Below are 19,130 nucleotides of genomic sequence, written 5' to 3'. Positions count from 1 at the left end.
GCTCCTCTTTCGGTGAGTTCGGTTGCCAGTGTCGATATGGCGTGGTCGTGATGTGGCGCGAACCCGGGGCGCGCACCTGGGAGCCAGCATAGCCCCCGCACCTTGGCACCGCGATGTCACGACACCCAGGAGTGAGAACTGGCAGGGGTCAGATGAAGAGCCGGACGATGTTCATCAGGATCAGCACGATGAGCATCGTCAGGGCGAAACCGAAGTCCAACGACAGCGTGCCGATCCGCAGGGGCGGGATGATCCGCCGGAAGAACCGGATGGGCGGATCGGTCACCGTGTAGGCGGCTTCGGCGACGACCAGGCCGAAGCCCTTCGGTCGCCACTCCCTGTTGAACAGCGGGATGTAGTCGAGGATCAGCCTCGCGAAGAGGACGAAGATGTACAGCAGCAGCACCAGATGGATGATGCTCGCGGCGATCGAGACCAGCTGCACGGCTTACTACTGATCGAAGCCCGCGGACTCCGCGTCCGCGTGCGCGATACCCCCCTGGCCCGAGACAGCGATGTTCTCCGGCGAGAGCAGGAAGACCTTCGAGGTCACGCGCTCGATACGACCGTAGAGGCCGAGGGAGAGACCGCTGGCGAAGTCGATGAGACGGCGGGCGTCTGCATCGCTCATCTGGGACAGGTTGATGATGACCGGAACGCCCTCGCGGAAGCTCTCGGCGATCAGCTGAGCGTCGCGGTACTGCTTGGGGTGGACCGTCAGGATCTCGTTCACGGCACCCACCGAAGGCTGACGGACGGCGACGGGGCGGCGCAACGGGGTGACGGGAGCCGGTGCCGGCTCTTCACGGTCACGGTCGCGGTCGCGCTCTCGGTGAGCGCGAGCGGGTGCCTGCTGCTCTTCTTCATAGGCTTCTTCCTCATCGGCGAGGCCCAGGTACACCATGGTCTTCTTTAGCGGGTTACCCATCGTGTCCTCCGGTTCGAACGATACGGGTTGGTCTTTGTAGAGGTTAACCCCGGTCGGGGCGGGGGCCGGTGATTGCCGACCCGATCCGAAGGTGTGTCGCGCCTGCGGCGATGGCCTCGGCGAAGTCGCCGGTCATCCCCGCGGAGATCCACGTGGCGTCGGGAGCGACGCCGCGCACCTCCTCGGCGACGCGGTGCAGACGCGCGAAAGCGGCTCCCGGTTCCTCGTCGAGAGGGGCGACGGCCATGACCCCGCGCAGTCGGAGCGACGGGAGCGCGAGGACGTGCTCGGCGAGAGCTGCGGCCTCGGCGGGCTGGACGCCACCCCGCCCGGCGTCGGGCGTGAGATTGATCTGGACGAGCACGTCGAGGACGCTGTCGTCCTCGGCGGCACGATGCAGCGCGTCGGCGAGGCGCACCCGATCCACGGAGTGGACGATGTCAGCGCTGCGACGGATCGCCGCCGCCTTGTTCGTCTGCGCCTGACCGATGAAATGCCAGGTGAGGTCCAGCGCCTCGAGCTCGTCGCGCTTCGCGGACAGCTCCTGCTGCCGGTTCTCCCCGACCTCCCGCACCCCGAGAGAAGCGAGCTCGCGCACGAGCTCTGCGGGATGGAACTTCGTCACGACGATGCGGGTGATCTCGGTCGCATCTCGCCCGGCCCGGCGCGCGGCGTCGGCGATCTGCTCGTCGATCGCCGACAGCCGCGCTCCCAGGTCGGTCACTTCAGGAATTCGGGGATGTCGATGTCGTCGTCGGCGAACGCCGGCTCGATGCTGGTCGTGTGCGTGCGCTGAGGAGCCGCGGAGGGCTCGGTCTCGGTGGTCTCTTCCTCCGCCACGGCATCCTTCTCATCCGAGAGCGCGACCTCCGGCAGCGTCGCGGTCGCCGGACGCGATACGACCATCGGGTCGAGGCGCAGGGACGGTTCGCCGCCGTCGAAGCCGGCGGCGATGACCGTCACACGCACCTCGTCGCCGAGGGTGTCGTCGATGACGGTACCGAAGATGATGTTCGCCTCGGGGTGCGCCGCTTCCTTGACGAGATCCGCGGCATCGTGGATCTCGAAGATGCCCAGGTTGGAGCCACCCTGGATCGACAGCAGCACACCGTGGGCGCCCTCGATGGATGCCTCCAGCAGCGGCGACTCGACGGCGAGCTCGGCAGCCTTGATCGCGCGATCGGCGCCTCGAGCGGAGCCGATGCCCATGAGCGCGGAGCCCGCGCCCTGCATGACGGACTTCACGTCGGCGAAGTCGAGGTTGATGAGACCCGGCGTGGTGATGAGGTCGGTGATGCCCTGCACACCGGCGAGGAGCACCTGATCGGCCGTCGCGAACGCCTCGATCATCGAGATCCCGCGGTCGCTGATCTCGAGGAGACGGTCGTTCGGCACCACGATGAGGGTGTCGACCTCTTCCTTGAGCTTCGCGACACCGGCCTCGGCCTGGCTCTGACGGCGGCGGCCCTCGAACGAGAACGGCTTGGTCACGACACCGATGGTGAGAGCGCCGATCGATTTGGCGATGCGTGCGACGACAGGGGCGCCACCCGTTCCGGTACCGCCTCCCTCGCCCGCAGTGACGAAGACCATGTCGGCGCCGGTGAGGGCCTGCTCGATCTCCTCCGCGTGATCCTCGGCGGCACGACGACCGACCTCCGGGTCGGCTCCGGCGCCGAGCCCGCGGGTGAGCTCGCGTCCGACGTCGAGCTTGACGTCGGCGTCGCTCATGAGCAGCGCCTGCGCGTCGGTGTTCACCGCGATGAACTCGACTCCGCGGAGACCGAGGTCGATCATGCGGTTGACGGCGTTGACGCCGCCACCGCCGACGCCGACGACCTTGATCACGGCGAGGTAGTTCTGGTTCTGGCTCATGGCCGGCCTCCGAGTTTTTCGAGCCTGGATCGGGCTAAACCTTAAACCTCAAGTAGAGGTGTAAAGTATTTCCCGGTATTGCGTTCTCTTGATCGAAGGTATGCGCCGCATCGGCATGCGCGCGCAACGGGATGGGCGTGTCGCGCGTTTCCTCGCGAAAGTCGTCAGCCGACGACGGCGGCGTTCGGGGACGAGACGTCGATCGTCCCGGCGCCGGGGTTCGCGGCGAGGGCCCGCGCGAGCACGATGCCCTTCGTCGCCGACTCGTCTTCGCTTCCCCACACCACCGTCAGGCCGCTGCTCAGCGTCAACGTCACGTCATCGGCGGTGGTCGCACGCACACCCGTCAACTGCGCGCGGACGTCCGCCGGGAGCGAGCGCACGACGAGGCCGGCACTCTCGAAAGCGCTCGAGTCGGTACCGCCTGCGATGTCGAGAAGGGGTTGCCCTGCCGGCTGGTCCGTCGTGGTCGCGAGTGCCACGCCCGCCGCGTCGACGAGCGTGTACCCGGCATCCGAACGGAGCACGCCCACAGGGGTGCGCTCGACGATGCGCACCGTCAGGTCGTGCGGCGGGCGAGCCTCGAGAGCGTAGGTCTCGATGAGGGGGAAGCCGATGAGTGCCGCTTTGATCTCACTGCTGTCGACGAGCGCGAGCGGCGTGCCGATCTGATCGCCGAGCGCCGCTTCGATGGCGGCGGGGTCCAGGGTGGTGGCGCCGACGATCGTGATCTTCTCTACGGCGAAGAGCGGGCTGTAGGCGGCGGCGACACTGCCCCCCACCAGCAGGAGGAGGGCACCGGCGATGCTCCATCCGACGATGCGTCGCCGACGGGAGCGCTGGGTGAAGCGGCGGATCTCCGCCCGCAGCGCCTTGCGACGAGCCCGGGCCGCGCGCCAGACGTCACGGGTGGACGTCGGCGCATCGCCCGGTGCGTCGGTCGGCGCATCGATCAGCGCATCCGCTCCTGCTTCGCTACCGGGATCGACGCTCTCCGGCGTCGTCTCCGCACCGACCGGTTCGACCTCGCGCGGCGCGCGGGGCCGTGACCGGGACGTCGACGGGCTCGCGCCCGCACCCGGTTCCTTCGGCCGATCGGTCGGAAGCGGAGCTGGACGTCGCACCTGCTACGCCCCGTCGGTCCGGCTCAGCGCCTCCAGCACCTGCGGGATCATCTGGTAGACGTTCCCGCAGCCGAGGGTCACCACGACGTCGCCGTCCCGCGCGACCGTCGCGGTGTAATCCGAGGCCTGCTGCCAATCGGCGACGAAGTGCACGTGCGAGGGATCACGGAACGCGCCACTCACGAGTTCGCCCGTGACTCCGGGAACCGGGTCCTCCCGCGCGCCGTAGACGTCGAGCATCACCGTGTGGTCGGCGTACGTCTCGAGGACGTCGGCGAACTCCTGGTACATGTGCTGGGTGCGCGAGTACGTGTGGGGCTGCTGGATCGCGATCAGGCGGCCGGATCCGGCGATGCCGCGCATCGCCTCGAGCGCCGCTCGGACCTCCGTCGGGTGATGCGCGTAGTCGTCGTAGACGCTCACGCCCCGGGCGATGCCGTGCAGCTCGAGGCGCCGAACGGTACCGGCGAAGCCCTCCACCGCACGCACGGCGTCCGCGAGCGGGTAGCCGAGCGCGCCGAGCACGGCGACCGCGCCGGCCGCGTTGATCGCGTTGTGCACGCCGGGGACGGCGAGCTGCATGCGCACGCTCTCACCATCGCTCGTGAGCGTGGCGGCGACCCCGCCGGCGGTCTCGATCTCGGTCACACGCAGGTCGGCGTCCTCGGCCTGGCCGAAGGTGATCACCCGGGGGTGCGAGAGGTCCGCACCGACGCGGAGCGCTCCCGCGTCGTCGCTGGAGATCACGACCGCCTCGGACGCGCCGTCCGCGAACCGGACGAACGCCTCGTGGAACGCCTCCTCCGAGCCGAAGTGGTCGAGGTGGTCGGGGTCGACGTTCGTGATGAGCGCGACCGCCGTGTCATAGAGCAGGAACGTGCCGTCGGACTCGTCTGCCTCGATCACGAAGAGGTCGCCGGATCCGGTGGCGCTCGACGCGCCGAGCTGCTCGATCACTCCCCCGTTGACGAAGTGCGGGTCCGCGCCGAGATCGCGCAGCGCCGTTACGATCATCCCGGTGGAGCTCGTCTTGCCGTGGGCTCCCGCGACCGAGACCAGTCGACGGTCGCCGATCAGCCAGTGCAACGCCTGGGATCGATGGATCACGTGGAGTCCCCGCTCCTTCGCGGTGACGAACTCGGGGTTCTCGGGCCAGATCGCTCCGGTGTGCACGACGGTGTCGGCATCTCCGAGGTGGGCCGCGTCGTGCCCGACGTGCACCGTCGCACCCGCCGCCGCCAAGGCCCGCAGGTTGTCGCTGTCGGCCCGGTCGGATCCCGAGACGCGGATACCCGCGTCGAGGAACATCCGAGCGAGGCCGCTCATGCCCGAACCGCCGATGCCGATGAAGTGCGCGGCGGTGATCGAGTCGGGAATCGGCAGGGAGAGGTCAGGTCTGATCATGTCGTGCCCAGTCTACTTCCGGGCGCTCAGCGAGCGATCGACCAGTGCGATGACGTTCTCGGTACCGCTGCGGGTTCCCGCCTTCTCGGCGGCATCGGCCATCTGCGCCAGACGCGCGCGATCCGTCAGCAGGGGCACGACCTCCCGGCGCACGGCGTCACCGTCGAAGGTCCCGTCGTCGAGCAGCCGGGCGGCCCCCGCGGCGACGGCGGACGCCGCATTCAACCGCTGCTCGCCGTTGCCGACGGAGTACGGGACGTACAGTGCCGGGATCCCCAGCGCACTGATCTCGCTGACCGTCGCGGCTCCCGAGCGCGAGACGATGAGATCGGCGAGGGCGAAGGCGAGGTCCATGCGATCGACATAGCGCCGCATCGCGTAGCCGGGAACCCCCGGATCGGCGAGGTCGCTGCGCTCGCCCGTGACGTGGAGCAGCTGCCACCCGGCCGCGAGCACGTCACCCCACGAGTCCGCGAACGCCTCGTTGAGACGCTGGGCCCCGAGCGAGCCGCCGAACACGAGCAGCACGGGCGCATCGGAATCGAGGTCGAAGTGCCGCGCCGCCTCGGCACGGGTCGCCGCACGGTCCAGTTCGATGATCTCGCGACGCAGCGGCATGCCGACGACCTCGCTCCGGCGCAGCGGTGTTCCCGTGAAAGCGACGCCGACCGCGGCCGCCCCGCGCGCTCCGAGCACGTTCGCGAGGCCCGGCTTGGCGTTCGCCTCGTGAACCACGAACGGGATGCCCTCGCGGCGCGCGGCCACATAGGCCGGCGCCGAGGCGTACCCGCCGAAGCCGACGACCACGTCGACGGCGTGCGTGCGGATGTGCTGGCGCACCTGCGCGATCGCGCGGCGGAAGCGCTGCGGGAACCCCAGCGCCTGGCGGTTCGGGCGGCGCGGGAACGGCACCTTGTCGACGACGAGCAGCTCGTAGCCGCGTTCGGGCACCAGACGCGCCTCGAGCCCCTCGGCCGTTCCGAGAACGAGGACGGTGGCGTCGGCGTCACGCGCGACCAGTCCATCGGCGACGGCGAGCAGGGGGTTCACATGGCCGGCGGTACCACCGCCGGCGAGAAGGTACGAGGTCACTCCGAGACCCTACCCCGCCGCGCTGCGCGCACCCCGCGAGCTCGGGTGCGTGACGCGGTCTCCTGCTTCTCGCCGCTCGGGAGCGTACGGGCGAAGGCGAGGAGCACCCCGCATGCCAGGAGCACGGCGAGGAGAGCGGTGCCACCCTGCGACATGAACGGGAGCGGAACGCCCATCACGGGGAACAGCCCGACGACGACGCCGACGTTGAGGACGGCCTGTCCGGCGATCCAGACCGTGATCCCGCCCGCGGCGACGCGGATGAACGGATCGTCGGTCTTGCGGATGATGTGGAACGCGCCGACGGTGAAGAACGTGAAGAGGGCGAGCACGACGATGCATCCGATCAGGCCGAGCTCCTCCCCGACGATCGCGAAGATGAAGTCGTTGCCCGGAGCGGGGAGCCACCCGTACTTCTCCTGGGAGTTGCCGAGCCCGAGGCCGAAGATGCCGCCGTTGGCCATCCCCCAGATGCCGTGGATCGACTGATAGCAGTCCGTGTTGTAGAGGGCCATGTCATCGCAGTTGGCGGTGATGCGCCGCATGCGGTCGGTGCTCGAGAGCGCGTACGCGAGCACTGCGGCGACGCCCAGGAGCACCGGGATGATGAACAGTCGCAGCTTGACCCCGGAGAAGAACAGGCACCCCAGGAGGATGAGGACCAGCACCATCGCGGTGCCGAGGTCCTTACCCGCGAGCACCGTGCCGATCGCGAGCGCGCCGACCGGCACCACCGGGATGAAGACGTGGTGCCAGGTTCCGAGCATCGCGTGCTTGCGCAGCAGCACGTACGCGATCCAGAGCGACAGCGCGAGCTTGAGGAACTCGGAGGGCTGCATCTGGAAGCCGGCGACCTGAATCCAGTTGCGGTTTCCGCCGTCGGCGACGCCGAGCGGGGTGAAGACCAGGAGCTGGAGCGCGACCGCTCCGAACAGAGCCGGCCAGGCAAGCTTCTTGAGGAAGCGCACCGGCAATCGACTGATCAGGAACATGAGCGGGATGCCGAGGATCGCGAAGATCCCCTGGCGCAGTGCGCCGCTCATGGGGTTGGAGCCGTTCGCGACGGCGGTCGCGCTCGTCGCCGAGAGCACCATGACGAGCCCGAAGAGGGTGAGGAGCAGCGCGGTCGAGGCGATCAGCAGGAACTCGGTCGACACCGGCGTGAACCGGCGCCCGAGCGAGACCCGAGCGGCGAGACCGCCGGACTCAGAACGCGGAGGGCGAGCCACCTGCGTCATCGGCACTCCCCCGGTCGATCCACGTGCGCACCGCCTCGGCGAAGCGATGGCCACGATCCGCGTAACTGGTGAACTGGTCGAAGGATGCCGCCGCCGGGGCCAGCAGAACCGTGCCCTCGTCGTCTACGATCCCCGCCGCGATCTCCACGACACGATTCATGACATCTCCAGTGTCGCCAGCATCCACCTCGAACACCGGCACCGTCGGCGCGTGTCGTTCGAATGCCGCGACGACAGAGGCTCGCTCGACTCCGATCACGACCGCGGCGCGTGCCGTCCCGCCGGAGCTCGCGACGAGATCGGCGATGTCGACGCCCTTCAGATCTCCCCCCACGACCCACACCGAACCGGGGTACGCGCGCAGCGAGGATGCCGCGGCGTGCGGGTTCGTCGCCTTCGAGTCGTCGATCCAGGTGATGCCCGCGTGCGTGGCGATGACCTGGATGCGGTGGGCGTCGAGCCGGAACGATTCGAGTGCCGAGTGGATCGCCTCGGGTTCGACGCCGAGCGAGCGCGCGAGCGCGCTGGCGGCGAGGATGTTCTGCACGATGTGCGGAGCGGCGAGGCCGACCCGCTGCAGGTCGGCGACCGTGGTGATCTCGAGTGCGCTGCGGGCCCGGTCGTCCAGGAAGGCGCGGTCGACGAGCAGACCCTCGACGACTCCCAGATCGCTGGGTCCGGGCGTTCCCAGGTCGAACCCGATCGCGCGGGCACCCTCGACGACCTCTGCTTCCTCGACCATGCGCCGGGTGGCCTCATCGGCCTTGTTGTAGACGCACGCGACGCGGGTGTTGCGATAGACCAGGGCCTTCGCGTCGCGGTACGCCTCGGCGCTGCCATGCCACACGAGGTGGTCGTCGGCGAGGTTGAGGCAGACGGAGGCGTACGGGAAGAGTTCCCCCTCCGGCTGCGAGAGCCCGAGGTACCAGAGCTGATGGCTGGAGAGCTCGACCACGAAGACGTCGAATCCGGCGGGGTCGCGCACGGCATCGAGCACCGGCACGCCGATGTTGCCGCAGGGCGCGGCGCGCAGCCCGCCCTCGACGAGCAGTGCTGCGGTGAGCTGGGTCGTGGTCGTCTTGCCGTTGGTCCCCGTGATGAGCACCCACTCGGCCGGAGTGCCGTCGTCGCGCACGACCTTGTCGCGCACGCGCCAGGCGAGTTCGATGTCGCCCCACAGCGCGATCCCGGCTTCCTGCGTCCACCGGATGATCGGATGCGCGGGCGCGAAGCCGGGCGACGCGACCACCACCTCGGGGTCGAAGTCAGTGAGGGCCGCAGGCACCGTCGCGAGCGATCCGATCTCGAGACGTGCGCCGATCACGGGGACCAGGCGTTCGTACTCCTCGTCTGCGGACTCGCTGAGCACGAGGACGTCGGCACCGAGCTCGGTGAGGGTGTCGGCGACCGAGAACCCGGTCATCGAGAGTCCGAGGACCGCGACCCTCAGGCCCGTCCAGTCGGCGTTCCAGCTCGTGAGGGTGCGCAAACGCTCGTCAACCGACACGGGTGAGCCATTCGACGTAGAAGAGCCCCACGGCCGAGACCGCCAGGAGACCCGCGATGATCCACAGTCGGACGACGATGGTCACCTCGGCCCAGCCACGCATCTCGAGGTGGTGATGGAAGGGACTCATGAGGAACAGACGCTTGCCGCGCGTGAGCTTGAAGTACGCGCGCTGCAGGATCACCGATCCGGAGGAGAGCACGAACACACCCGCGATCACGAAGAGGAGCAGTTCGGTGCGGGTCAGGATCGCGAGGGCGGTGATCACACCGCCGATCGCCATGGAACCCACGTCGCCCATGAACACCTTGGCCTTGGGCGCGTTCCACCAGAGGAACCCGATGAGGGCACCGGCGAAGGACGCGGCGATGATGGCGAGATTGAACGGGTCGCGCACCTCGTAGCAGCCGGCGAGAGCACCCATATCGACGCCTTCACCGACGCAGGGCTGCTTGTACTGCCAGAACGCCATGAGGCTGTACGCCCCGACGACGATGACTCCGGCGCCTGCCGCGAGGCCGTCGAGCCCGTCCGTGAGGTTCACGCTGTTCGAGGTCGCGACCCCGATCACGGCGATCCAGATGAGGTAGAGGGCCCAGCCGATGATCACACCGAAGGCGAAGAGGTTGAGCCAGGTGATGTCGCGGAACAACGAGATCGACTCGCTCGCGGGCGTCTGCCCGAACTTGTTGGGGAAGTTCAGCGCCACGATCCCGAAGGGGACGATCACGAGGAGCTGGCCGATCACCTTCCGCCAGCCCGAGAGACCCAGGCTGCGCTGACTGCGCACCTTCATGTAGTCGTCGATGAAGCCGACCGCGCCGAAGCCGATCATGAGCCAGATCACGAGGAGGGCCGAGAGTGCGGGCACCGCGCCGCCGACGTACACGCCGGTGAAGTATCCGACGATGGTGCCGATGATGAAGATCACACCGCCCATCGTCGGTGTGCCGCGTTTCGCCTCGTGACTCGGGTTCTCGAGCGCTTCGGGGGTGCGGATGACCTGCCCCCAGCCCCACTTGCGGAAGAGCCGCAGGAAGACGGGAGTCAGGAAAAGGGTGAAGGCGAGCGAGATCGCCGCCGCCATGATGAGTGACCTCACGAGAACAATTCTCCCAGACGATCGCCGAGATGCCGGAGGCCCACGGAGTTTGATGACTTGACGAGAACGCGATCGCCGTCGCGCAGCTCGGAACGCAGGTACTCGAAGGCGGCATCCTGATCGGGCAGGTGCACGGCTTCACTGTCCCACGACCCCTCGCCCACGGCGGAGAGGTAGAGGCGGCGGGCCTCGGGGCCGACGACCACGATGCGGCGGATGTTGAGGCGCACGGCGAGCAGACCGATGCGGTCGTGCTCCTCCCCCGCGCTCTCACCGAGCTCGCTCATGGCACCGAGGACGGCGACGGTGCGCTCGTCAGGACCCGTGATCTGCGCGAGGGTGCGCAGGGCGGCCGCCATCGAGTCGGGGCTCGCGTTGTAGGCGTCGTTGATGATGCGCACGCGCTCGTTGCCGAGGGGCTGCATGCGCCAGCGCTCCGCGATCTCGACGGTCTCGAGGCGAGCGACGGCGTCCTCCGCGGACACGCCGAGGACTCCCGCGGCGGCGATCGCGGCGAGGGCGTTGGTGATGTGGTGCGCGCCGAGCACCCGGAGATCGAGAGGGATGCTCCGTCCCGCAGTCTCGATGACGCATCGGGTTCCCGAGGCGGACACCTCGATGTCGCGCGCACGCACCTCGGCCACCGGGCTCTGCCCGAAGCCGACCACGCGCATGCCGCGGGATTCGGCGAGGTCGCTCATCGCCGCGACGCGCGCGTCGTCGACGTTGAGGACGGCGGTGCCGGTCGCCCTGGCGGCGGCGACGAGCTCGGACTTGGCCTTCGCCGTCTCCTCGATACCGCCGAAGCCGCCGGCATGCGCCATCCCGACCATCAGCACGACCGCGACGTCCGGCTCGACGAGGCCTGCCAGATGCGCGATGCTGCCCGGCGCGGCTGCGCCGAACTCGCTGACGAGGAAACGCGTGGTCTCGGTCACGCGCAGCATCGTGACGGGGGCACCCACCTCGTTGTTGAACGATTTGACGGGGGCGACGGTCTCGCCCTCGTCCGACAGGATGCGCGCGAGGAAGTTCTTGGTGGTCGTCTTGCCGTTCGAGCCCGTGATCCCGACGATCTTGAGGTCGCCCTTCTCCCGCACACGGCGCACGACCTCCCGTGCGAGCGCGCCGAGCGCGCCGACGGCATCCGCCACCACGATCTGGCTCACCTCGACGTCGACCGCGTGCTCGACGATCGCGAGCGCGGCCCCCGCGTCGACGGCGGCACCGACGAAGCGATGGCCGTCGGTCTCGGCACCGGGCTTCGCGACAAAGATCGAACGCGGACCCATGGTGCGGGAATCGGTGTCGACGGTGCCGTCGACGACGGTGCCGGCCGTATCGGTTCCGGCAAGGCGCAGCTCACCGCCGATGGCTTCGGCGATCTCAGCGAGCGACAGGGCGATCATGACATCTCCAGGCGCGGCTCTCGCCGGCTATTCGAACTTGGGCAGCAACTCGTCCATGGGAGTCGAGGACGGCATCACGCGATAGGTCTTCATCACCTGCGTCATCGCCTTCTGGAAGGCGGATGCGGTTGCCGCGGACGATACAACCTTAGTCGGCTCGTCGAGGGTGACCACGACGACGTACTGCGGGTCGTCGACCGGGGCGAACCCGACCATGCTGGTGAAGTAGACACCGGCCTTGTAGCCGCCCTTGCCGTCGGGAACCTGCGCGGTACCGGTCTTGCTCGTCACGCGATACCCCGGAACCTGGATGCGATCGGCGTTGCCGCCCTGCACCGCCACGTTCTCGAGCATCCGGGTGAGGTCGGATGCGGTCTGCTCGGTGATGATCCGGTCGTGCTGCGGCTCGTCGGCCGCGACGACCGTGCCGTCGGGCTGGGTGCACGACTCCACCAGCGAGAGGTCGATCTTCTCGCCTCCGTTCGCGATCGCCTGGTAGGCGCCCGCCACCTGCGCGGCCGTGACCGTGAAGTACTGACCGAAGGTCGTCGTGTACAGCGACTGGCTGTCCCACTCGCTGACGGGATGCAGGATTCCGGAGACCTCGGTGGGGAATCCGACGGTGTCCTCCCCGACGCCGAATCGCTGCAGGTAGTCGTAGCGCACCTCGGGGCTGACCATGGTTCCGAACTTCGACAGCGCGACGTTGGAGGAGTCGATGAGGCCGCCGGCGAGCGTGTAGTTGTACGCGGGGTGGGTGAAGGCGTCGTTGATCACGGCGCCGTTCGGGAAGGTCTCCTTCGATGCGGCGCTGACGGTGCTCAGCGGCGTGACGCCCGCGCCCTCCATCACGGCTGCGGCGGTGATGGCCTTGAACGTCGAGCCGGGCTCGAAGTCGCGGTGGAAGATCTGGCTCCCCCACGACGACGGGCTCGCGCCGTCGAGGTCGTTGGGGTCGAGCGAGGGCCACTCCGCTGCGGCGCGGATCTTGCCCGTCTTGACCTCGACGACCGTGACGGTGCCGCCCTTCGCGCCCTGCGCCTGTGCCTCCTCGGCGATCATCTGCTGCAGGTACCAGTTGAGGTCGCTGTTGATCGTGAGCTGCACGGTCCCGCCGTCGACGGCATCCGTGATCTTCTCGCTGCCGGGGATGACGACACCGTCCTTGCCCTGGCGGTAGGTCTTCGCGCCATCGGTCGGCGCGAGGCACGACTGGTCCATCTTCTCGATGCCCGCCTGCGCCTCGCCGCTGCCGTTGAGGAAGCCGACGATGTTTCCCGCCACCGCGCCGTTCGGATACACGCGCGTCTCGCGCGCGGTCTGGTGGAGGTAGGCGAGCTTGAGGTCGCGCAGCTCGATGTGCTGCTCGGTGGTGAGGGATTTCTTGAGCTCGACGTACTGGCTCTTCGGATTCACGGCCAGAGCGTCGGCGACGCGCTTTCGCACCTCATCGCCGGTCTGCCCGGTGATCGCGGCGATCTTCTCGGATGCCTCGGCCCACGGCAGCTCCGGATCCTTCTCCTCGAGCTCGGTGATCACGAACGGGCTGAGCTCCGCGTCGTAGACCAGCACGCTCTCGGCGAGCGGGATGCCCGCGGAGTCGACGATCGTGCCGCGCTGGCCGGCGATCGTGTTGCTGCCGCCGATGTAGCTCTGCGAGTCGGCGACGTGCGCGTCGGCGCTGACCACCTGGATGTCCACGAGCCGCACGACGAAAGCCGCCAGCACCGAGAGGATCACCGCGAGTGCGACGACAGTGCGTCGCCGCGGTCCGCGTGTGGCGCGTGTCGTCATGGGATCTCTCCGTCAGTTCGTGGTCAGTGCGTCGTGGGGCTGGGGAGGCCGTCGGTGATGGCGGGCGGGAGATCCTGGCCCGAGGTGGGGGCGTCCGCATCTCCATCCGCAGTCGCCTCCTCCGCGGCGGGCGGCGGTGTGATCAGCGCGTTGCTCACGGCACCCGCGCCGTTCGGATCGACGGTCGAGGTCCAGTCGGCTCCGGCTCCGGTGCCGAACACCGCCCCGTCGCTCAGACGGAGGTACGACGGGGAGCCCGCGACGACCATCCCGAGCGCCGCGGCGTCGGTCGCCAGTTCCTGCGGAGAGCTGAGACCGAGGAGCTCCTCCTGGAGGGCGCTCGCCTGGAGGTCGAGTTCCCGCTGCTGCGAGCTGAGCCCGGCAAGCGTGAAGGAGTCCTGCGTGATCGCCAGGGAGAGCGCGATCTGCACACCGCCGATGAGCAGCGCACCGGCGAACGCGACGAGGGCGTAGGCGAGCTTCGGCTTGCGGCGGGTCGCGGGAGCGGTGACGGGCTGGAGCCGGCGGGGGGACGCGGTCTTCGGAGCGACCGGCTGCGCCGGACGACGAACGACGGCGGGCGCGCTCATGCGGTCTCCCGAAGTTTCTCGGCGGCCCGCAGACGCACCGGAATGGCTCGCGGATTGCGGGCGCGCTCCGCCTCGTCGGCGAGTTCAGCGCCCTTGGTGAGCACGCGGAATCGCGGGGCGTGCTCGGGCAGTTCCACGGGAAGCCCCTGCGGAGCCGTCGATGCGGATGCCGCGGCGAACGCCTGCTTGACCAGGCGGTCCTCGAGCGACTGGTACGACATGACGACGATGCGCCCACCGACGCCGAGTGCGTCCATGGCCGGCGGGATGGCGTCCGCGAGCACCGTCAGCTCGGCGTTGACCTCGATGCGCAGCGCCTGGAAGACCCGCTTGGCGGGGTGACCGGCTCGCTGGGCGGCCGCCGGCGTCGCCGCCTGCAGGATGTCGACGAGTTCGGCCGAACGCGTGATCGGCTTCTTCTGCCGCGCGTCGATGATGAACCGGGCGTAGCGGCCGGCGAGCTTCTCCTCGCCGTAGCGCTCGAAGATCCGGCGGAGATTGCCCTCGCTGTAGGTCGCGATGACGTCGGCGGCCGTGACGCCCTTGGTCTGGTCCATCCGCATGTCGAGCGGCGCGTCCTTGGAGTAGGCAAAGCCGCGGTCCGCCTCGTCGAGCTGCAACGACGACACCCCCAGATCGAACAGGATGCCCGAGGCGCCCTGCGCGTGCAGACCGATCTCGTCGTAGACGGTGTGGACGAGGGAGATGCGGTCGGCGAAGCGCTCGAGCCGCTGGCCGGCGATCCGGAGCGCATCGGTGTCGCGGTCCAGACCGATGAGACGGATGTTGTCGAAGCGCTCGAGGAACGCCTCGGCGTGCCCTCCCATTCCCAGCGTGGCGTCGACGAGCACGGCTCCGTCGGCCTGGAGGGCGGGAGCCAGAAGCTCGACGCAGCGCTCGAGCAGGACAGGGGTGTGGATGTCTCGGAGGTTCATGATCTCTCTCGGGTGACCTTCGGCTCTGATCCCCCTCCGCTTCGCGACCCGGCACCGGGGAAGTGTGTCGGGGCGGGAGCGGCGGGGCATCACAGCCGTGGTCAGAACAGGCCCGGAATCACCTCCTGCTCCAGATCGGCGTAGGTCTCCTCGCCGGCGGCGAGGTAGGCGTTCCAGCTCTCGGCATCCCAGATCTCGGCGTGTGCGCCGACTCCGGTGACGATGAGCTCCTTCTGCAGTCCCGCGTACTGACGCAGGTGGGGCGGGATGGTGATGCGGTTCTGGCTGTCGGGCATCTCCGCACTGGCACCGGAGAGGAACAGGCGCATGAAGTCACGCGCCTGCTTGTTCGCGAGTGGCGCCTGGCGGATCCGCTCGTGCATCGCCTCGAACTCGGCCGTGCTGAAGACGTAGAGGCAGCGCTCCTGACCACGGGTGACGACGATGCCGCCACCCAGATCTTCGCGGAACTTCGCGGGAAGGATGACCCTTCCCTTGTCGTCCAGCTTCGGAGAATGCGTCCCCAACAACATCAGCCATCACCCCCTCTCCGTCCGGCCAACTCGAGGTGCGCCCCACTTTACTCCACTTCCCTCCACATTCCTACGACTATTCCGAGTATTGTCCGACCGAAATGGGCACAGAGGTCCGAAGTTCCGCATGATTCTGCGGTGGAGGAGGGTGGAGGGCCAGTGGAGGGGCGGTGGAGGGGCGGTGGAGGGAAGAGGGAACACCGAGAAACGCGCAGAGCACGAAAAAGGCCCGGATGCTCAGAGCATCCGGGCCTTCAGAAGTGAGTGGGGTCAGTTCCCCTCGTGGCGGCGATCCCATCGATCGTTCATCCGGTCCATGAAGGACGCGGAGTCCTGCCGCTTGGCAGCCGGCTTCTCGGAGGGATTCGCGGCGGGTGCGGAACGGCGCACAGGAGTGACGGCCAGCATGACGCCGGCGAGCATGGCGGCGAATCCGACGACGCCGATGACGATTCCCCAGACGTCGCCCACGATCACGCCGGCGACCAGACCGCCGACGCCCGCGAGTACCAGGAGAGCCCCGTAGACGAGGTTCCGATAGCTCAGTGCGCGATCGCCCGAAGGCGCGCTCACGACGTCGGCGTCGTTGTGGAGGAGATGGCGTTCCATCTCGTCGAGCAGACGCTGCTCCTGTTCGGAGAGTGGCATTTCGTCCCCCTCGGGTATCGTGCGTTCCATTCTACGCGCGCGCGGCGCTCGGAGGCTAGCCGTTCGCCCCCTCATTGCTTTACGTATGCTGGGAGTCGTGTCCTCCCCCGCCCAGATCGTCGAAGCCGTCGCCTCCCGCCTGGAGCAGTTCGTCGAGAGGATGCGCACCGAGTCGACCGAGTACGGCCCCGATGCCGTCGCTCTCATCGACGCTGCGGCCGACACGCTCGTGGGCGGAAAGCGGTTGCGTGCCCGGTTCTGCCACGCGGGATGGCATGCGGTCGCGCGTGCGGCCGATCGTCACGCGACCGAAGGCGAAGCGCTCTGGAACACGTGCGCGGCGCTCGAGATCTTCCAGTCGGCAGCGCTCGTGCACGACGACATCATCGACAACTCCGACACGCGTCGGGGCCGACCGGCCGCGCATCGCGCCCTGGAGAGCGCGCATCGCTCGGCCGGGTGGAGCGGAGACGCCGAGGCGTTCGGGCGCGCGAGCGCGGTGCTGCTCGGCGACCTGCTCGTGGCGTGGAGCGACGACCTCGTCGAGTCCGCCATCACCGATCACGCTCACGCCGCAGACGTGCGGCGCGAGTACGCCCGCATGCGCAGGGACGTGACGGTCGGGCAGTATCTCGACATCGCCGAGGAATCCGCGTGGAGGGTGAACGACGACGCGGAGCACGCGCACCGCGCACTCCGCGTGGCCTCCCTGAAATCGGCCAGATACAGCATCGAGCAGCCGCTCGTCCTCGGCGCATCGCTCGCTGGAGCGGATGCATCACAGCTGACGGCCCTGCGGAGCTTCGGCCACCCCGTCGGCATGGCCTTCCAGTTGCGCGACGACGTGCTCGGCGTCTTCGGCGACGAATCGGTCACCGGCAAGCCCGCGGGAGACGATCTGCGCGAGGGCAAGCGCACCGTGCTGATCGCCCTCACCCGCGAAGCCCTCGACCGCCCCGCCCGCGGGGTCGTCGACGAGATGCTCGGCGACCCGGAGCTCGAGCCTCGGCAGGTCGAGTACCTGCAGGCGACCATCCGAGACACCGGCGCGCTCGATCGTGTCGAAGCCATGATCGCGGACTACGCCCGCGAGGCCGACCGCGCTCTGGTCGGGGCGCGCCTCGACAACGCCGCCGTCAGCGGCCTCCGCGATCTCGCTCGGGCAGCCACCGTTCGTACCGCCTGAGCGGTTGCGCAAAGCTCTCAGGCGAGGGTGCGTGCGATTCGGCGGACCTCGCTCTTGTGGCCGGCGAGCAGCGCCGCGATCGGCGAGCGCCCCATCGATTCCTCCTCGGCGAGGAGCCAGTCGATCAGCTCGTCATCGGTGAACCCGGCATCCTGCAGCACGATGACCGTTCCACGCAGTGAACTGAGCGGACGCCCGTCGACGATGAAGAGCGACGGAACGGCGAACACGCCCGTGCGACGCGAACCGACCAGGTGGTGTTCGTCGATGAGGCGACGCACCTTGCCGAGCGGCTCGTCGAGCACCTCGACGAGATCGGGCAGCGTCAGCCACTCCAGGGCGGGGGTTCCATCAACGTTCTCAGACACCCAGCAACTATCTCATCTCGAAGCCGCACGTGCATTCCGAGATGCCTTCTTTCACAGACGTCACTTCTTTCACTCCTGTTGACTTCCGTTTACTTCCGTGTCAGCGTGGCAGGGTTCGAAAAGGGGGCCCCTCGTGACACCGAACACCTCTTCCCGTCGCCAGCGGTACGCGACGCTCGGCCTACCCGCCGCCGTCCTGGGTGCACTCGCCGGCGTGCTGGTCGCCGCCCCCGCCGGAGCCGATGTGGCCGTCGACTCTTCGTCCACCGCTCGCCTCAACGGTGTTCCGCACCGCATCGCACCGGCGGAAGCCCCGCCGACCGACTATGTTGTCGCCCCCGGCGATACGATCTTCGCCGTCGCTCAGCGCTTCGGCCTGCGCACCGCGGACGTGCTCGCCTGGAACGGGCTCGACGCGAGCTCCGTGATCCTCCCCGGACAGGAGTTGCGGCTCGATGCCCCACAGGCAGCTGCGAGCACACCTGCGCCCACTGCTCCTCCCGCATCCGCTCCCGCGACGTACACGGTCGCCGCCGGAGACACCCTCTTCGCCATCGCCCAGCGCCACGGCATCCCGCTCGACGCTCTTCTCTCCACGAACGGGCTCGACAGATCCTCGATCATCTATCCCGGGCAGAGCCTCACCGTCTCCGCATCCGCCCCGGCCGCACCCGCTGCCGCGCCGGCACCGGCCCCCGCGCCGGCTCCCGCCGCCGCGCCCGCCACCTACACGGTCGCCGCCGGAGACACCCTCTTCGCCATCGCCCAGCGCCACGGCACCTCGCTCGACGCCCTCCTCTCCGCGAACGGGCTCGACAGATCCTCGATCATCTACCCCGGCCAGAGCCTCTCCGTGAGCGCCGCGGCCCCGGCAGCGGCGCCCGCACCTGCTGCGGCTCCCACGACCGTCGACGCCGCGCCCGCGCAGAGGTCCGCCGACCTCTCCCCCGAGCAGGCGGCGAACGCCGCACTGATCATCCGTATCGGACGCGAACTCGGCGTCTCCGATCATGGCATCGCGATCGCACTGGCGACGGGGATGGTCGAGTCCGACCTGCGCAACCTCGACTGGGGCGACCGCGATTCGCTCGGGATCTTCCAACAGCGACCGAGCACCGGCTGGGGCACGCCCGAGCAGATCCGGGATGCGGAGCGCAGCACGCGCGTCTTCTACGGCGGTCCGAGCGATCCGAACGGTCGGACGACCCGAGGGCTTCTCGACGTTCCCGGCTGGGAGTCGATGGCGTTCACGGACGCCGCCCAGGCCGTGCAGATCTCGGCCTTCCCGCTCCGCTACGGACAGTGGGAGACAGCGGCCCACCGTTGGCTCGCCTTGTATCAGTGACCGCGCGTTCTGAAATCGGGTTGCCCTCAGGGGTGAGGCGCTCCCCGGCCTT

At 68.8% G+C, this 19,130-nt stretch carries 19 protein-coding genes; 2 read left to right on the top strand and 17 right to left on the bottom strand.

All coding sequences use genetic code 11. From position 1 onward, the window contains the following. Nucleotides 1-148: 148 nt before the first annotated feature. From WFJ97_RS00385 to WFJ97_RS00310, 16 genes are all read right to left on the bottom strand, one after another. Nucleotides 149-445 carry a YggT family protein gene (locus tag WFJ97_RS00385; protein ID WP_247622092.1) on the bottom strand — a complete coding sequence of 99 codons (297 nt, stop codon included), beginning with the start codon at nucleotides 443-445 and terminating at the stop codon, nucleotides 149-151. A 6-nt stretch (nucleotides 446-451) separates the two neighbouring features. Further along, on the bottom strand, nucleotides 452-928 hold the full coding sequence (locus WFJ97_RS00380) for a cell division protein SepF (protein ID WP_247956408.1): 477 nt from the start codon (nucleotides 926-928) through the stop codon (nucleotides 452-454). A gap of 43 nt (nucleotides 929-971) precedes the next feature. Then, nucleotides 972-1,652, bottom strand: coding sequence for a YggS family pyridoxal phosphate-dependent enzyme (locus WFJ97_RS00375; RefSeq protein WP_336640109.1), 681 nt, complete (start codon nucleotides 1,650-1,652; stop codon nucleotides 972-974). Further along, nucleotides 1,649-2,803, bottom strand: coding sequence for a cell division protein FtsZ (ftsZ, locus tag WFJ97_RS00370; protein WP_336640108.1), 1,155 nt, complete (start codon nucleotides 2,801-2,803; stop codon nucleotides 1,649-1,651). The genes WFJ97_RS00375 and ftsZ overlap by 4 nt, the downstream gene beginning before the upstream one ends. 164 nt (nucleotides 2,804-2,967) lie before the next feature. Beyond that, the gene (locus tag WFJ97_RS00365; RefSeq protein WP_336640107.1) at nucleotides 2,968-3,927 is read right to left on the bottom strand and encodes an FtsQ-type POTRA domain-containing protein; all 960 of its coding nucleotides are present in this window, start codon (nucleotides 3,925-3,927) and stop codon (nucleotides 2,968-2,970) included. 3 nt (nucleotides 3,928-3,930) lie between these two features. Then, a complete protein-coding gene (gene murC, locus WFJ97_RS00360; protein ID WP_336640106.1) occupies nucleotides 3,931-5,331 on the bottom strand; it encodes a UDP-N-acetylmuramate--L-alanine ligase in 1,401 nt (466 codons plus the stop codon). Nucleotides 5,332-5,343: 12 nt separating this feature from the next. Continuing rightward, the gene (locus tag WFJ97_RS00355) at nucleotides 5,344-6,423 is read right to left on the bottom strand and encodes a UDP-N-acetylglucosamine--N-acetylmuramyl-(pentapeptide) pyrophosphoryl-undecaprenol N-acetylglucosamine transferase (protein WP_336640105.1); all 1,080 of its coding nucleotides are present in this window, start codon (nucleotides 6,421-6,423) and stop codon (nucleotides 5,344-5,346) included. Beyond that, entirely contained in the window at nucleotides 6,420-7,661 is a 1,242-nt protein-coding gene (ftsW, locus tag WFJ97_RS00350; RefSeq protein WP_247956412.1) for a putative lipid II flippase FtsW, read from the bottom strand. Before ftsW ends, WFJ97_RS00355 begins: the two co-directional genes overlap by 4 nt. Continuing rightward, entirely contained in the window at nucleotides 7,630-9,168 is a 1,539-nt protein-coding gene (gene murD / locus WFJ97_RS00345) for a UDP-N-acetylmuramoyl-L-alanine--D-glutamate ligase (RefSeq protein ID WP_336640104.1), read from the bottom strand. Before murD ends, ftsW begins: the two co-directional genes overlap by 32 nt. Further along, entirely contained in the window at nucleotides 9,158-10,270 is a 1,113-nt protein-coding gene (gene mraY / locus WFJ97_RS00340) for a phospho-N-acetylmuramoyl-pentapeptide-transferase (RefSeq protein ID WP_247622084.1), read from the bottom strand. Before mraY ends, murD begins: the two co-directional genes overlap by 11 nt. Continuing rightward, entirely contained in the window at nucleotides 10,267-11,679 is a 1,413-nt protein-coding gene (locus tag WFJ97_RS00335; protein WP_336640103.1) for a UDP-N-acetylmuramoyl-tripeptide--D-alanyl-D-alanine ligase, read from the bottom strand. Before WFJ97_RS00335 ends, mraY begins: the two co-directional genes overlap by 4 nt. A 27-nt stretch (nucleotides 11,680-11,706) precedes the next feature. Beyond that, nucleotides 11,707-13,473, bottom strand: a complete 1,767-nt coding sequence (locus tag WFJ97_RS00330; RefSeq protein WP_336640102.1) for a peptidoglycan D,D-transpeptidase FtsI family protein — start codon at nucleotides 13,471-13,473, stop codon at nucleotides 11,707-11,709. A 23-nt stretch (nucleotides 13,474-13,496) separates the two neighbouring features. Further along, complete coding sequence (locus WFJ97_RS00325) at nucleotides 13,497-14,063, bottom strand: hypothetical protein (RefSeq protein WP_336640101.1); 567 nt, start codon at nucleotides 14,061-14,063, stop codon at nucleotides 13,497-13,499. Further along, nucleotides 14,060-14,998, bottom strand: a complete 939-nt coding sequence (rsmH, locus tag WFJ97_RS00320) for a 16S rRNA (cytosine(1402)-N(4))-methyltransferase RsmH (protein WP_247622080.1) — start codon at nucleotides 14,996-14,998, stop codon at nucleotides 14,060-14,062. The genes WFJ97_RS00325 and rsmH overlap by 4 nt, the downstream gene beginning before the upstream one ends. Before the next feature lie 101 nt (nucleotides 14,999-15,099). Next, complete coding sequence (gene mraZ, locus WFJ97_RS00315) at nucleotides 15,100-15,531, bottom strand: division/cell wall cluster transcriptional repressor MraZ (protein ID WP_247622079.1); 432 nt, start codon at nucleotides 15,529-15,531, stop codon at nucleotides 15,100-15,102. 270 nt (nucleotides 15,532-15,801) lie between these two features. Continuing rightward, entirely contained in the window at nucleotides 15,802-16,179 is a 378-nt protein-coding gene (locus WFJ97_RS00310) for a DUF3040 domain-containing protein (RefSeq protein WP_247622078.1), read from the bottom strand. Between the two features lie 85 nt (nucleotides 16,180-16,264). On the opposite strand from WFJ97_RS00310, the gene WFJ97_RS00305 reads away from it, so the two are divergent. Further along, entirely contained in the window at nucleotides 16,265-17,365 is a 1,101-nt protein-coding gene (locus WFJ97_RS00305; RefSeq protein ID WP_442928362.1) for a polyprenyl synthetase family protein, read from the top strand. A 17-nt stretch (nucleotides 17,366-17,382) separates the two neighbouring features. Here the strand turns inward: WFJ97_RS00305 and WFJ97_RS00300 are convergent, their stop codons facing one another. After that, nucleotides 17,383-17,733: an Rv2175c family DNA-binding protein gene (locus tag WFJ97_RS00300; RefSeq protein WP_336640099.1), complete on the bottom strand. Its 351-nt coding sequence runs from the start codon at nucleotides 17,731-17,733 to the stop codon at nucleotides 17,383-17,385. A gap of 133 nt (nucleotides 17,734-17,866) precedes the next feature. Here WFJ97_RS00300 and WFJ97_RS00295 point away from each other — a divergent pair, with 133 nt between their 5' ends. Next, on the top strand, nucleotides 17,867-19,078 hold the full coding sequence (locus WFJ97_RS00295; protein WP_336640098.1) for a muramidase family protein: 1,212 nt from the start codon (nucleotides 17,867-17,869) through the stop codon (nucleotides 19,076-19,078). Nucleotides 19,079-19,130 lie beyond the last annotated feature (52 nt).

The organism is Microbacterium sp. USHLN272 (assembly GCF_037149655.1).
Taxonomy (GTDB): domain Bacteria; phylum Actinomycetota; class Actinomycetes; order Actinomycetales; family Microbacteriaceae; genus Microbacterium; species Microbacterium galbinum.
This window is presented reverse-complemented; position numbering and strand designations above follow the sequence as displayed.

Excerpts from the sequence above, each read along its gene's own strand:
- WFJ97_RS00305 (WP_442928362.1), top strand. The coding sequence starts at position 16,265 with ATGCTGGGAGTCGTGTCCTCCCCCGCCCAGATCGTCGAAGCCGTCGCC.
- WFJ97_RS00330 (WP_336640102.1), bottom strand. The coding sequence starts at position 13,473 with ATGACGACACGCGCCACACGCGGACCGCGGCGACGCACTGTCGTCGCA.
- WFJ97_RS00335 (WP_336640103.1), bottom strand. The coding sequence starts at position 11,679 with ATGATCGCCCTGTCGCTCGCTGAGATCGCCGAAGCCATCGGCGGTGAG.
- mraZ (WP_247622079.1), bottom strand. The coding sequence starts at position 15,531 with ATGTTGTTGGGGACGCATTCTCCGAAGCTGGACGACAAGGGAAGGGTC.
- WFJ97_RS00310 (WP_247622078.1), bottom strand. The coding sequence starts at position 16,179 with ATGCCACTCTCCGAACAGGAGCAGCGTCTGCTCGACGAGATGGAACGC.
- WFJ97_RS00380 (WP_247956408.1), bottom strand. The coding sequence starts at position 928 with ATGGGTAACCCGCTAAAGAAGACCATGGTGTACCTGGGCCTCGCCGAT.
- murC (WP_336640106.1), bottom strand. The coding sequence starts at position 5,331 with ATGATCAGACCTGACCTCTCCCTGCCGATTCCCGACTCGATCACCGCC.
- WFJ97_RS00325 (WP_336640101.1), bottom strand. The coding sequence starts at position 14,063 with ATGAGCGCGCCCGCCGTCGTTCGTCGTCCGGCGCAGCCGGTCGCTCCG.
- ftsW (WP_247956412.1), bottom strand. The coding sequence starts at position 7,661 with ATGACGCAGGTGGCTCGCCCTCCGCGTTCTGAGTCCGGCGGTCTCGCC.
- rsmH (WP_247622080.1), bottom strand. The coding sequence starts at position 14,998 with ATGAACCTCCGAGACATCCACACCCCTGTCCTGCTCGAGCGCTGCGTC.
- ftsZ (WP_336640108.1), bottom strand. The coding sequence starts at position 2,803 with ATGAGCCAGAACCAGAACTACCTCGCCGTGATCAAGGTCGTCGGCGTC.